The sequence below is a fragment of the Nocardioides sp. zg-1308 genome (assembly GCF_013155375.1).
GTDB classification, from domain to species: Bacteria; Actinomycetota; Actinomycetes; order Propionibacteriales; family Nocardioidaceae; genus Nocardioides; species Nocardioides renjunii.
On the sequence record NZ_JABJQY010000002.1, the window covers coordinates 461,596 to 474,465 of the forward strand.

A 12,870-nucleotide genomic window follows, 5' to 3' on the forward strand; every position below is an offset into this window, starting at 1 on the left:
GTCGACCCTACGGTCACAGCGCCGTACGTCGCGCGGCGAGCGCCGTGGTGACCAGGGCGAGCCCCACCACGACGGCGAGCGTGCCGGTCGCGTTGCCGAGGCCGAGCCACGGCTGGCGGATCGCCTCGTTGGCCAGGGCCAGCGGCAGCCAGTCCGACAGCGAGCGCAGCGCCGGGCTCATCACCGCCGGCGGCGGACCGCCCACGCCGAGCAGGAAGGAGGGGAAGAACATCAGCAGGCCGATCGCCTGCGCGGCGCGGGCCGAGGGCAGCAGGGTCCCGAGCAGCACGCCGAGGCTGACGAAGGCCACCGACCCGGCCAGCACTCCGAGCGCCGCCCGCACCGGCTGCTCGACGTCCGGCACGCCGTACACGGGTGCCGCGACGGCCAGCAGCAGCGCGCCGGCGACGGCGATCGCGACGAGGGCGACGACGAGCTGGGCCAGCGCGAAGGACCACCGGGGGAAGCCGGAGGCGGCCAGGCGGCGCAGCACGCCGCGCTCGCGGTAGGAGGCGATGTGGACCGGCAGCATGATGAGCCCGGTCGCGCCGATGACGACGGTGAAGTACGACGCGACGTACCAGTGTGACGGGTTGACCGGGAAGGCGTCGTCGGGCTCGGTGCCGAACGAGCCGCCGATGATCAGCATCGTCACCACCGGGAACACGAGCACGAAGGTGAGGGTCATCGGGTCGCGCAGCAGGAGCCGGAGCTCCGCGGTCACCAGGCGCCGGGTCGCCGAGCGGTGCCGGCGGGCCGGTGCAGCAGCGGCGGCGGGCGGGGCGTCGTGGGCAAGGGTGGGCGTGGACATCAGGCGGCTCCGGTCAGGTCGTGGGGTGCATCGAGGCGGGCAACGACGGGGGCATCGAGGAGGGCGAGCAGGGCGGTCTCGAGGTCGGGGACCTCGACCCGCAGGTCGTCGGGGACCCGGCCCCGGCCGAGCAGCCACGCCCCGGTGTGGGCGATCACGGCCCGGTCGCCGTGCACGGTGACCTGGTCGCCGTGGCGCGCCACGTCCGTGACGCCGGGAAGCGCCCGCAGCGTCGCCATCGCGTCGGCGGCCCGGCCGGCGGGCAGCGCGAACCGCACCGTGGCCCAGCTCGCGTGCCGCGCCACCAGCTCGGCGGGCGTGCCGGCGTCGAGGACCTGGCCCGCACGCATGGCGACGACGCGCTCGCACAGCTCCTCGGCCTCGTCCAGCTCGTGGGTCACCAGCAGCACCGTGGTGCCCGCGTCGCGCAGCTGCGACACGGCGCTCCAGACCTCCCGGCGGGCGGCCGGGTCGAGACCCTGGGTCAGCTCGTCGAGGATGACGAGCCGCGGCTGGTTGAGCAGGGCCAGCACGAGGAAGAGTCGCTGTCGCTCGCCGCCGCTCATGGTGCCGAAGGCGTAGCGGCGGCGGTGGCCGAGGCCGAACCGCTCGAGGAGCGCGTCGCCGTCGCGTGCGCGACGGCCGGAGAACAGCTCGACGGCCTCGGCGACGCGCAGGCGGTCGGGAAGCCCGGAGCTCTGCAGCTGGCTGCCGATCAGCGGGCGCAGCGTGCCGGCGTCCCGGACCGGGTCGAGCCCGAGCACCCGGATGGTGCCGCCGTCGGGGCGGCGCAGGCCCTGGATGCACTCGACGGCCGTGGTCTTGCCGGCGCCGTTGGCGCCGATCAGCCCGACCACCTCGCCGGGGCGGACGTCGAGGTCGAGGTGGTCGACGACGACCCGGCCGTCGTAGGACTTGGTGAGGCCGCGCACGGCGACCACGGGATCAGTGGAGGTCATGCCCCCATGCTTCGCGTCCCGCCGCCCGGACGCATCGGCTCACGGACAGATCTGTGCCTCTGCCCGGGGGTGGAGACGGACCGGCGTCGGCCCCTACTCGACGACCTCGGAGGCCTCGAGCCACTCCAGCTCGAGCTCCTCCTTCTCCGCCGCCAGCTCGGAGAGCTGACCGCCGACACGCGCCAGCAGGTCGTAGTCGGTGAGGTTGGCCTCCATCTCGGCCTGCAGCTCCGCCTCGCGTACGGCGATGCGCTCGAGCTGCTTCTCCACCCGCGCCAGGATCTTGCGGGCGGCGCGGTCCTCCGCGCTGCCGGGACGCGCCTTGCCCGGGGGTGGCGGCACATCGCCCGTGGAGGCGCTCGGCGACGACGAGGTGCCGCCACCACCCGCGGAGGGTGGCGGCACCTCGCGCGTCGCGGGGCCTGCAGGCTGCGAGGTGCCGCCACCACCCGCGTCGGCGGCGGCCTGCATCGCGGACCGCCGCTCGAGGTACTCGTCCACCCCGCGCGGGAGCATCGAGACCTGCCCGTCGCCGAGCAGGGCCCACACCGAGTCGGTGACCCGCTCGAGGAAGTAGCGGTCGTGGGAGACCACGACGAGCGTGCCGGGCCACGAGTCGAGGAAGTCCTCGAGCACGTTGAGCGTGTCGATGTCGAGGTCGTTGGTCGGCTCGTCGAGCAACAGCACGTTGGGCTCGGTGAGCAGCAGCTTGAGCAGCTGGAAGCGGCGGCGCTCGCCACCGGACAGGTCACCGAGCCGGGCAGTCAGCCGGTCGCCGGTGAACCCGAAGCGCTCGAGCATCGACGTCGCGGTGAGCTCCTGCCCGTCGAGCGTCTTCGTCACCCGCCGGATCGACTCCACGGTCGGCAGCACCCGGGCCTCGGGGTCGATCTCGTCGAGCGCCTGGGTCAGGTACTGCATCGCGATGGTGCGGCCGTGCTTCACGCGACCGACGTCGGGCGGCAGCGCACCCGAGATCAACGAGAGGAGCGAGGTCTTGCCGGCGCCGTTGATGCCGACGATGCCGACCCGGTCGCCGGGACCGATGCGCCACGTGGCGTGCTCGAGCAGCACCTTCTCCCCGCGCGCGAGGTCGACGTCCTCGATGTCGACGACGTCCTTGCCGAGCCGCTGGCTGGCGAAGCGCTGGAGCTCCATCCGGTCGCGCGGAGGAGGTACGTCGTCGATGAGGGCGTTGGCCGCGTCGATGCGGAACTTCGGCTTCGACGTACGCGCCGGCGGGCCGCGCCGCAGCCAGGCGAGCTCCTTGCGGGCCAGGTTCATCCGCCGGGTCTCGGACGCGGCGGCCTGGCGCTGGCGCTCGGCCTTGGCCAGCACGTACGCCGCGTAGCCGCCCTCGTAGGAGTCGACCGCGCCGTCGTGGACCTCCCACGTGGTCTGGCAGACCTCGTCGAGGAACCACCGGTCGTGGGTGACGACGATCAACGCGCTGGGCAGGCTGACGAGGTGCGAGGCGAGCCACGCGACGGCCTCGACGTCGAGGTGGTTGGTCGGCTCGTCGAGCACGACCAGGTCGTGGCGGGAGAGCAGCAGGGCGGCCAGGGCGCACCGGCGGCGCTCACCGCCCGACAGCCCGACGACCTCCCGGTCGAGGGCGACGCCGGCGAGCAGCTCCTCGACCACCTGCCGGGTGGTCGTGTCGGCCGCCCACTCGTGGTCGGCGCGACCGCCCAGCACCGCCTCGCGGACGGTGTGGGTGTCGACGAGCTCGTCGCCCTGGTGGAGGTAGCCGATCTCGACGCCGCGCGTGCGCGAGACCCGGCCCGAGTCGGGCTCCTCGAGCCCGGTCATCACCTCGAGGAGCGTGGTCTTGCCGTCACCGTTGCGGCCGACGACGCCGACCCGCTCCCCCACCGAGATGCCGAGCGAGACGTTGTCGAGGAGGGGCCGGACGCCGTAGGACTTCGAGACCCGCTCGAGGTTGATGAGGTTCGCCATGTCGGGGCGATCCTCTCAGGCGAACCCCCGGCGCGCCGCACCGGCGACCTCGTCAGTCGGCGGCGGGACCCACCGGACCGGCCGGGGGCGCCGCGGCCAAGCTCGCCGTCGAGCCGTTGGTGCCGGAGTACTTCTCGATCAGCGACTCCACGTCGAGCCCGGTGGTGGTCTTGAGCAGCTCCATCGTCTGGACCAGGTTGGTGGTCACCTGCTTGGGCAGCTCGCCGGCCCCGTCGGAGGAGATCACGGTCAGCTTGTCGATCTGGCCCATCGGGCGGGCCAGCTCGGCGGCCACCTTGGGCATGACCTCGATCAGCATCTGCAGCACGGCGGCCTCGTTGTAGCCGGCGAAGGCGGCTGCCTTCTTGTCCATGGCCTCCGCCTCGGCCTGCCCGGCGGCCAGGATCGCGGCGCCCTGGGCCTCACCCTCGGCGCGGAGGGCGTCGGCCTCGGCGACACGGCGGGCCTTCTCGGCCTCGCCGCGCTTGGCGCCCTCGATGGCCTCCGCCTCGGCGAGGGCGGACCGGCGGGACTTCTCGCCCTCACCGGTGAGCCGCGCCTTCTCGGCCTCGGCCTCGGCGTTGGCGATGGACGCGGCCTTGCGGGCCTCGGCCTCGAGGATCGCCGAGCTGCGGCGACCCTGGGCCTCGGTCTCGACGCGGTAGCGCTCGGCGTCGGCCGGCTTGCGGACCTCGGTGTCGAGCTGGCGCTCCTTGAGGGCGGCCTGGCGCACGGCGACCTTCTCCTGCTCGAGGAGGATGGCCTGGTCGCGGTCGGCCTGGGCGAGCGGTCCGGCGGCGGCCGCCTGCGCGTTGGCGGCGTCGGTCTCGGCCTTGATCTCGGCGCTCTTGAGCGCGAGCGCCCGCTGGGTGACGGCGATCTCCTGCTCGGCGGCGATGCGGGCCTGCTCGGCGGCCTGCCGGGCGTTGGCCTCGGCGATCGACGCGAGCTGGTTGAGCTTGGCGGCCTCGGGGCGGCCGAGGTCGGCGAGGTAGGAGCCGTCGTCGGTGATGTCCTGGATCTGGAACGTGTCGAGCACGAGGCCCTGGCCGGTCAGCGAGGACTCGGACTCCTCGGCGACGCGCTGGGCGAAGGCCGCGCGGTCGCGGATGATCTGCTCGACCGACATGGAGCCGACGATCGAGCGCAGCGCACCGGCGAGGACCTCCTGCGTGAAGGTCTCGATGTCGGCCTGCTGGCTGAGGAATCGCTGCCCGGCCGCGCGGATCGAGTCCTCGTTGCCACCGACCTTGACCAGCGCGACGCCGTCGAGGTTGAGCTTGATGCCCTGGCCCGAGACGGCGCCGCGGATCTGCACCGAGATCCGCCGTGAGGACAGGTCGAGCGTGGCCAGCCGCTGCACGAACGGGATGACGAACACGCCGCCGCCCATGACGACCTTCTGGCCGGACAGGTCGGTGGAGATCTCGCCGGTCTCCGGGTTGCGCACCTCGCCCTTGCCCTTGCGTCCGGTGATGATGAACGCCTCGTTGGGCCCGGCCACCTTGTAGCGCGTCGTCACCAGCAGCGCGAGCAGCGCCAGGAGGACGACGAGGCCGATCACGGCGGTGACGATCGGGGACAGTCCGAACATGTGCGGTGCTCCTTGAGGGCGCAGTGGGTGGGGCGGCTGGGGCGGGTCAGGGCAGGAAGAGCGGTTCGACCTGCACGGCCGTGGGCGAGATGACCTGGGTGACGCTGATCTGGGTGCCGGCGGGCACGGCGGTGCTCGAGCGGGCGTTGAGGCGGGTGATGTGGCCGCCGACGCTGATCGAGACGACACCGAAGCCGCCGTCGGGGATCGCGCTGACGACCGAGCCGATCTTCTCGACCATGTCGGAGGTGCGGACGGTGTCGGTCTCGCCGCTGCCGTGCAGGAACCTCGACGCCTTCGCGGCGGCCACGGCGAGGAGCACGCCCAGCACGACGCCGACGACCACGGCGAGCGACGTGGAGCCGGTGACCTCGAGCGCGATGGCGCCGCCGAAGCCGAGGGCGCCGAGGAAGCCGGCGAGCGCCTCGGTCGAGAAGAACCCGGCGCCCAGGCCCTCCAGCGCACCGTCGAGGACGTCACCGACGAGGAGCGCCACGAGCAGCAGCACGACGCCGAGCGCGCCGACCACCAGGAACACGGTCACGTTGCCTCCCCCCGGTCGCTGCGACGTGAGTGTCGCGGACAACATAGCGGCATGCTTCCCCGTCGGCGGGAGTTCATGCCAACCGGCTCGGATCAGGCGACCACGTGGGCGCCGGCGACGGGTCCGGTGGCCGTCAGCACGACCCCGTGCCCCGCACCCGTCAGGCTGGCGGCCGTGGCGCGGGCCCCGTCCGCGGAGTCGCAGAGGAAGACCACCGTGGGCCCCGAGCCACTGACCATCCCGCGCAGCGCACCCTCCGCCTCGCCGAGGGCGATGAGGTCGCCGAGCTCGGGGCGCAGGTCGATCGCCGGCTCCTGCAGGTCGTTGTGCAGCGCCCGGGCGAGCCGCAGCGGCTCGCCCGTCGCGAGCGCGGCGAGCACCGGCTCGGCCGAGGCCGGTACGACGGGCGCGTCCGGCCGGAGCCGGTCGAAGTGCGCGTAGACGGCCGGCGTGGACAGCCCCTCGGTCGTCGGCACCGCCACCCACCACCAGGAGTGCAGGTCCTCGACCGGCGTCACCTGCTCGCCGCGTCCCGTCCCGCGCGCCGTACCGCCGACCAGCGAGAAGGGGATGTCGCTGCCGAGCTCGGCGGCCAGTGCGAGCAGGTCGTCGTCGGAGGTGTGCAGGTCACGGAGGCGGTCGTACGCCACGAGCGCGGCCGCGGCGTCGGCGGAGCCGCCGGCCATCCCGCCGGCGACGGGGATGTCCTTGCGCACCTCGAACGCGCCGGTCGCGGGGACTCCGGCGTGCCCGGCGAGCAGCCGGGCCGCCCGGAGCACGATGTTGTCGGGGCCGTCCGGCACGGCGGCCGGGTCGATGTGGGCGGCCACGTGGGTCGTGACACCGAGGTCGTCCGCCGCGGTCAGGGTGAGGTCGTCGTGGATGCCGATCGCCTGGTAGACCGTGTCGAGCGGGTGGAACCCGTCCTCCCGGGCGCGGCCGACCCCGAGGTGGAGGTTGATCTTCGCGGCCGCCCGGACCGTGATGCTCACGCGACGCCCACGGCGGAGAGCCCCTCGGCGATGCGGGCGAAGTCGCCGACGTCGAGCACCTCGCCCCGCGCCGTGGGGTCGACGCCGGCGATCTCGAGCGCAGCGGTGGCCGCCTCCGCCGAGCCGGCGAGGCCGCGCAGGGCGGCGCGGACCTGCTTGCGCCGCTGCGCGAACGCCGCGTCGACGACGGCGAAGACCTGCTCGCGCGTCGCGGTCGTCACCGGCGGCTCCCGGCGGGTCCAGGCGACCAGGCCGGAGTCGACGTTGGGCGCCGGCCAGAACACGTTGCGCCCGATCGCGCCGGCACGGCGTACGTCCGCGAACCAGGCCGCCTTCACGCTCGGCACGCCGTAGGTCTTCGACCCGGGACCGGCGGCGAGCCGATCGGCGACCTCGGCCTGCACCATGACGAGCCCGCGCTCGAGGGACGGCAGCAGGGTGAGCAGGTGGATCAGCACGGGCACCGACACGTTGTAGGGCAGGTTGGCCACCAGCGCGGTGGGCGGCGGGCCGGGCACCGACTCGACCCGCATGGCGTCGGCCAGCACGACCTCGAAGCGGTCGGCCTGCGCCGGGGCGTACGACGCGATGGTGGCCGGCAGCCGCTCGGCGAGCAGCGGGTCGACCTCGATGGCGATCACGCGCCGGGCCACCTCGAGCAGCGCCAGCGTCAGCGAGCCGAGGCCGGGGCCGACCTCGACGACGACGTCGTCGCCGGTGATGCCCGACTCGCGGACGATCCGGCGCACCGTGTTGGCGTCGATCACGAAGTTCTGCCCGCGCTGCTTGGTGGGCCGCAGGTCGAGCTCGGCAGCGAGGTTGCGCACCTCGGCCGGCCCGAGGAGCCTCGGGCCAGCCGGGTCGGTCGTCATGGCTGAACCCTAGGGGCTGGGGCGTGCCGGCAGGACCGTCGGCTCAGCGGGGCAGGCCGAGCTTGGCGGAGCAGCCGGGCCACGATCCGTAGCCGCCGGTCGCGTCGCGCAGGCGCGTCGCGACGGCGATCTGGGTCTCGCGGGAGGCCTGGTGGGGGTAGCCGGTGCCGCCGTAGGCACGCCAGGTGCCGAGGCTGAACTGGAGGCCGCCGTAGTAGCCGTTGCCGGTGTTGATGGCCCAGTTGCCGCCCGACTCGCACCGCGCGAGGGCGTCCCACACCGTGTCGCCGCCGGCGAAGTTCGAGCTCGGCTCCTCCGGCTCCTCCTTGGTGCCGATGGCGACGATCGTCGGGACGGCCTTGACCTTGAGGTCGGCGCGGACGACCTTGCGGGCGACGAGGTCGCCGTTGACCCAGCGCAGCCGGTAGGTGACGGAGCGGACGCCGTCGCGGCCCTCGCGGACGACCTCCTCCTCGCCCTCGAGCATCGAGGCGTCCTCGCGCTCGATGACCGGTGCGTCGAGGATCTCGCGGCCCACCTTCTTCGTGGCGATGCGGATGTCGGTGACGACGACCTTGTCGCCGTCGGCGACCTCGGTGCCGAGCGAGGGGGTGACCTTGTCGTGCCGGTCGAGGTCGTAGCGCATGGACTCCAGCACCTCGCCGACGGTCAGCGCGGTGACCTTGCGCTGGCGCAGCTGCTTGCCGCCGAGCTTGAGGCGCACGACCTTGGGGGTGACGACGGCGAGCGAGAGCCCGCTGCGACCGATGGACGAGCTGCGGCTGGCGGAGAGGTCGGCGCCCTCGAAGCGGCGGCCGATCTCGCCGAGCGCGGTGGCCACGTCGGTGCTGTTGACCCAGTAGGTCCGGGACTCACCGTCCACGGAGAGCTCGAGCGGGCGCCCGAACTGCACGGCGATCGCCGAGCCGTCGCGGACGGCCTCGTCGACCGCCGGGGCGACCAGGTCCTTGTCGGTGACCTCGATGCCCTCGGCGGCGAGCACGTCACCGACGGTGTCGCCGAAGGCGCTCACCTCGAGGGTGCGCCCGTCGAGGCTGAGGGTCACGTCCTTGCTGAGGGCCGAGTAGCCGACTGTCGTGCCGACGACCGCTGCGGCGACGACCGCCACGAGGGTCGCCAGGACGGTCCTGGACCTGCTGAGCTGCGCGAGACGAGAGCGCACGATTCTCCGAACGTCGTTCTTCCCGGGCCTCGGTGGCAGCACGCCCCCACCTGGGCGTGTGCGGCAGCCGGGTGGCGCCGTACGACGTGCGAGCGGGGGTCTCGCAGAACCGGCCCGATCCGGTCCTCGTGCTGCCGGACATCAGTCCCGATCCCGGCCAACAATCACAAGACGATAACGACCGGACCCCCTGACGCAAACTCGAACGGCCAAAATCGGGCGAGATCCGGGTCACCCGGGCGGGCGCAGGAGGGGCGCTCGTCCATCACCAGGAGCCGCCGAAGGCGGCCTCGGTGTTGGCGTCGATCGCCCGGCAGAGCTCCTCCAGGTCGGCGTGCAGCACCTCGGCCATGGCCCGCACGGTGTGCGGCACGAGGTAGGACGCGTTGGGCCGTCCCCGCCACGGCGTCGGCGTCAGGAAGGGGGCGTCGGTCTCCACCAGCAGCCGGTCGCGCGGGGTGACGGCGAGGGCGTTGCGCAGCGGTGCGGCGTTCTTGAAGGTGACGGTCCCGGCGAAGCTGAGGTGGGCGCCCCGGTCCAGGCACCGGCGTGCGAACGCGTCGTCGCCGGAGAAGCAGTGCATCACCCAGCGCTCCGGGGCGCCCTCCTCGTCGAGGACGCGCAGCACGTCGTCGTGGGCGTCGCGGTCGTGGATCACCAGCGTCTTGCCGAGCCGCTTGGCGAGGTCGATGTGGCGGCGGAAGCTCTCCTCCTGTGCGGCCCGGCCGTCCTCGCCGGTGCGGAAGTGGTCGAGGCCCGTCTCGCCGATGGCGCGCACCTTGTCGTGCGCCGTGGCGAGCCGCTCGATCTCCTCGAGCGCCGCGTCGAGGTCGCCGGTCGCGGCCAGTCGGGGCGCCTCGTTGGGGTGCAGCGCGACGCCGGCGACGAGCGCGTCGTGCTCGGCCGCCGCGGCGACCGCCCACCGCGCGCCCGGCAGGTCGCAGCCGATCTGCACGATCCGGGGCACGCCGACGGCGGTCGCGGCGGCGAGGGCGTCCTCGACGCCGAGCCAGTCGCCGTCGGCGATGTCGAGGTGGCAGTGGTTGTCGACGACCGGGTGCGGCAGCGGCTCGGGCGCCGGCGGGCGCTCCCGGTCGCGGCGGGCGCCCGATCCCTCCTCGGTGGCGGCGCGGCTGCGCGTCGGGCCCCCGGGCTCGGCCGGGTCAGCGGTGGACAACGTCGTAGACCTCTCGCTTGGGGAGCCCGGCGCGCTTGGCGACCTCGGCGATGGCCTCCTTGCGGGTGGAGCCGGCGGCCTCGAGGTCGGCGACCGCGGCGCGCAGCGAGCCGGGGTCGCCCGCCACGGCCGGCGCTCCGCTCGATCCCTCGACCACGACGGTCACCTCGCCGCGCACGCCGTCGGCGGCCCAGCCGACGAGGTCGCCGAGCGGACCCCGCCGGACCTCCTCGTGGGTCTTGGTGAGCTCGCGGCACACCGCGGCGGCGCGGTCGTCGCCGAACGCCTCCGCCATCGCGGCGAGCGCGGCCTCGGTGCGGTGCGGCGCCTCGAAGAACACCATGGTCCGCTCCTCAGAAGCCAGTGCGGCGAGGCGGCGACCGCGCTCGCCGGCCTTGCGCGGCAGGAAGCCCTCGAAGCAGAACCGGTCGACCGGGAGGCCGCTGACGGCGAGGGCGGTGAGGACCGCGCTCGGGCCGGGGACCGCGGTCACGCGGACGTCGTGCTCGACCGCGGCAGCCACCAGCCGGTAGCCCGGGTCGGAGACGCTCGGCATGCCGGCGTCGGTGACGAGCACGACGCGGTCGCCGGCGAGCAGCGCCTCGAGCAGCGCCGGGGTGCGGGCCTGCTCGTTGCCCTCGAAGTAGGACACGACGCGCCCCGACAGCGTGATGTCGAGGTCGGTGCACAGGCGCTTGAGGCGGCGGGTGTCCTCGGCCGCGACGACGTCGGCGCCGGACAGCTCGGCGGCCAGCCGGGGCGGCGCGTCGCCGGCCTGCCCGATCGGGGTGCCCGCGAGGACCAGGACGCCAGCCATGGGTCGATCATCGCAGGCGGACGACGAACCTCCACGTGGCGGTCGACCGGTTGCCGGCCCGGTCGAGGGCCACCAGCCGCAGGACGTGACGCCCGGGGGCCAGCGCCCTCGCCGGCCGCCACCGCACCACGTGCCGCGCGGCGTCGTACGCCAGTCCGGCCACGGGTCGGCCGTCGAGCCGCAGCACGAGGTCGCGCCGACGCAGCTGCGACTCCCGGTCCAGGACCCGCACCCGGACGGTCGGCCGCGCGGAGCGGACCGTGCCGCGCGGGGTGGGTCGGGTGATGCGGGGACCGGCCGCGTCGACGACCGGTGGGGTGACCCCAACCGGCGGGACCGGCGGGACCGGCGGGGTGGCGACGGGCGGGACGGGCGGCGTCACCGTCGGGGGCACGTCACCGGCCACGACGACCTGCACGCTGTCGCTCACCGACCCGTGCCCGGAGTGGGCGCCGGACCCGTGGCCCACCGTCACGGTGGCCGTGTAGGTGCCGGGAGCCGCGTAGGTGTGGTCGGGGTCCGCACCGGTGCCCGTGGTGCCGTCTCCGAAGCTCCAGCTGTAGGTGAGGTCGGCGGTGCCGGGTGCGAGGTCCGCGCACCCGATGCGCCGCGCCGCGTTGTCGGGGTCGTGCACGACGAGCGACACCGCCGACGGCCCCGCCCGCAGCGGCTTGGTGACCTCCACCAGGCCGCTCGCGCCCGCCGCGTCGGAGGTGAAGAGGGGCCAGATCTCGTTGGGCTCGGCGAACGGCTGGTCGGTGTCGAAGCGGAAGTGCGCGCCCCCGAGCTCGTCGGCGCAGGCCCGCTCGTGCACGTGCACCGCCGCGTGCCGGGCGCCCGGCTTGGTGCCGCTGACCTGCAGCGACGTGTGGGTCCTCCCCCGGCTCCGCACCATGACGGCCTCGCCGGTCAGCGCGGGGTAGGCCTCGAGACCCACCGAGTAGGCGTGCAGGGCGCCGCGGGTGGTCACCTGCGTCGAGAAGGCCACCGCGAGCGGCGCGGCTCCCCGGGCCGGGGCGGCGAGGGCGTCGATCGTCGGCAGCGCACCGTCACCCGGCGGCGGCTCGGGGTCGGTCGGGCCGCCCTCGCCGGTGACCGTGATCGGGAACTCCTCGACCCGCAGGCCACCTCGCCCGTCGCTCACGCGGAGGCGGGCGACGTACTGGCCCGGGGTGCGGTACTCGAACATCGCGTGGTCGGTGTGGGCCACCGGACCACCCGCGCCGAAGTCCCACGAGACGGTGGGGACGTCGCCGTCGGGGTCGGCTGCGTTCGCGGTCGCGTGCACGACCAGCGGCGCCTCCCCCGAGGTCGGTGAGACGACCGGGGCGGCCGTCGGCGACGCGTTGTCGCCGGCGGGCACCACGATCACCAGCCCGGACATCGACGAGCCGTGCATCGAGCAGATGTAGCGGTAGGTCCCGGGCTCGGTGAAGGTGCGACGCACCGGCTGCCCGCCGGGGTCGCGGTACTCCGCGAGGGGCTGGCTCCAGGAGGTCTCGGTCGTGCTCGCAGGAGGCTGCGAGGTGAGGTCGTGGCCCTGGGTGGCGCGGTCGAACTGCCACTCGACGGTGTCGCCGACCGCGATGGTGACGACGAACGTACCGGTGTCGGCGGACTCCCAGCGGTTGAGGGTGCCGTCGTTGGGAAGCGGGTCGACCGCGTCCACCACCCACGTACGCCCGACGTCCGCCGACGTGCCCGCAGCCGTGACGAGGGCGGTGGAGGACGACGCGACGACGACCCCGGCCAGGCCAGCCGACACCAGCGCCAGGGCGGCCAGGACCGCGCGCAGCGCGTGGCCCGGGCGGACGGCTGATCTGGCGGTGCGTGGCATGAGGACCTCCCGAGACGATACGCGATGTCGAACGCGGTTCGCACTCTTGAACCTGGATGAGTCTCCGAGGTGACCAGCGCCACGTCAAGGGGCCACGCTCCGGCGTGGACAGCCCGGTCCGCGCG

At 74.1% G+C, this 12,870-nt stretch carries 11 protein-coding genes; all 11 read right to left on the bottom strand.

Features of this window, described 5'->3' with window-relative positions; all coding sequences use genetic code 11:
* Positions 1-13: 13 nt before the first annotated feature.
* The 11 genes from HN031_RS03995 to HN031_RS04045 all read right to left on the bottom strand — a co-directional run bounded on the left by HN031_RS03995 (position 14) and on the right by HN031_RS04045 (position 12,745).
* Positions 14-811 (bottom strand): ABC transporter permease, encoded by a 798-nt coding sequence (locus HN031_RS03995; protein WP_172266660.1) that lies wholly within the window; start codon positions 809-811, stop codon positions 14-16.
* On the bottom strand, positions 811-1,770 hold the full coding sequence (locus HN031_RS04000; protein WP_172266663.1) for an ABC transporter ATP-binding protein: 960 nt from the start codon (positions 1,768-1,770) through the stop codon (positions 811-813). Before HN031_RS04000 ends, HN031_RS03995 begins: the two co-directional genes overlap by 1 nt.
* A gap of 93 nt (positions 1,771-1,863) precedes the next feature.
* Positions 1,864-3,729 (bottom strand): ABC-F family ATP-binding cassette domain-containing protein, encoded by a 1,866-nt coding sequence (locus HN031_RS04005; protein ID WP_172266666.1) that lies wholly within the window; start codon positions 3,727-3,729, stop codon positions 1,864-1,866.
* Positions 3,730-3,781: 52 nt separating this feature from the next.
* On the bottom strand, positions 3,782-5,323 hold the full coding sequence (locus HN031_RS04010) for a flotillin family protein (RefSeq protein ID WP_172266669.1): 1,542 nt from the start codon (positions 5,321-5,323) through the stop codon (positions 3,782-3,784).
* Between the two features lie 46 nt (positions 5,324-5,369).
* On the bottom strand, positions 5,370-5,867 hold the full coding sequence (locus HN031_RS04015; RefSeq protein ID WP_172266672.1) for a hypothetical protein: 498 nt from the start codon (positions 5,865-5,867) through the stop codon (positions 5,370-5,372).
* 92 nt (positions 5,868-5,959) lie between these two features.
* Positions 5,960-6,859, bottom strand: coding sequence for a 4-(cytidine 5'-diphospho)-2-C-methyl-D-erythritol kinase (locus HN031_RS04020; RefSeq protein ID WP_172266675.1), 900 nt, complete (start codon positions 6,857-6,859; stop codon positions 5,960-5,962).
* A complete protein-coding gene (gene rsmA, locus HN031_RS21300; RefSeq protein ID WP_172266678.1) occupies positions 6,856-7,731 on the bottom strand; it encodes a 16S rRNA (adenine(1518)-N(6)/adenine(1519)-N(6))-dimethyltransferase RsmA in 876 nt (291 codons plus the stop codon). The genes HN031_RS04020 and rsmA overlap by 4 nt, the downstream gene beginning before the upstream one ends.
* Positions 7,732-7,774: 43 nt before the next feature.
* A complete protein-coding gene (locus HN031_RS21830; RefSeq protein ID WP_367650643.1) occupies positions 7,775-8,914 on the bottom strand; it encodes a transglycosylase family protein in 1,140 nt (379 codons plus the stop codon).
* A gap of 265 nt (positions 8,915-9,179) precedes the next feature.
* Positions 9,180-10,091 carry a TatD family hydrolase gene (locus HN031_RS04035; RefSeq protein ID WP_172266681.1) on the bottom strand — a complete coding sequence of 304 codons (912 nt, stop codon included), beginning with the start codon at positions 10,089-10,091 and terminating at the stop codon, positions 9,180-9,182.
* Positions 10,078-10,908, bottom strand: a complete 831-nt coding sequence (gene rsmI / locus HN031_RS04040) for a 16S rRNA (cytidine(1402)-2'-O)-methyltransferase (protein ID WP_172266684.1) — start codon at positions 10,906-10,908, stop codon at positions 10,078-10,080. The genes HN031_RS04035 and rsmI overlap by 14 nt, the downstream gene beginning before the upstream one ends.
* Before the next feature lie 7 nt (positions 10,909-10,915).
* Complete coding sequence (locus HN031_RS04045; protein ID WP_172266687.1) at positions 10,916-12,745, bottom strand: PKD domain-containing protein; 1,830 nt, start codon at positions 12,743-12,745, stop codon at positions 10,916-10,918.
* Positions 12,746-12,870 lie beyond the last annotated feature (125 nt).

Excerpts from the sequence above, each read along its gene's own strand:
- HN031_RS03995 (WP_172266660.1), bottom strand. The coding sequence starts at position 811 with ATGTCCACGCCCACCCTTGCCCACGACGCCCCGCCCGCCGCCGCTGCT.
- HN031_RS04000 (WP_172266663.1), bottom strand. The coding sequence starts at position 1,770 with ATGACCTCCACTGATCCCGTGGTCGCCGTGCGCGGCCTCACCAAGTCC.
- HN031_RS04005 (WP_172266666.1), bottom strand. The coding sequence starts at position 3,729 with ATGGCGAACCTCATCAACCTCGAGCGGGTCTCGAAGTCCTACGGCGTC.
- HN031_RS04010 (WP_172266669.1), bottom strand. The coding sequence starts at position 5,323 with ATGTTCGGACTGTCCCCGATCGTCACCGCCGTGATCGGCCTCGTCGTC.
- rsmA (WP_172266678.1), bottom strand. The coding sequence starts at position 7,731 with ATGACGACCGACCCGGCTGGCCCGAGGCTCCTCGGGCCGGCCGAGGTG.
- rsmI (WP_172266684.1), bottom strand. The coding sequence starts at position 10,908 with ATGGCTGGCGTCCTGGTCCTCGCGGGCACCCCGATCGGGCAGGCCGGC.
- HN031_RS04045 (WP_172266687.1), bottom strand. The coding sequence starts at position 12,745 with ATGCCACGCACCGCCAGATCAGCCGTCCGCCCGGGCCACGCGCTGCGC.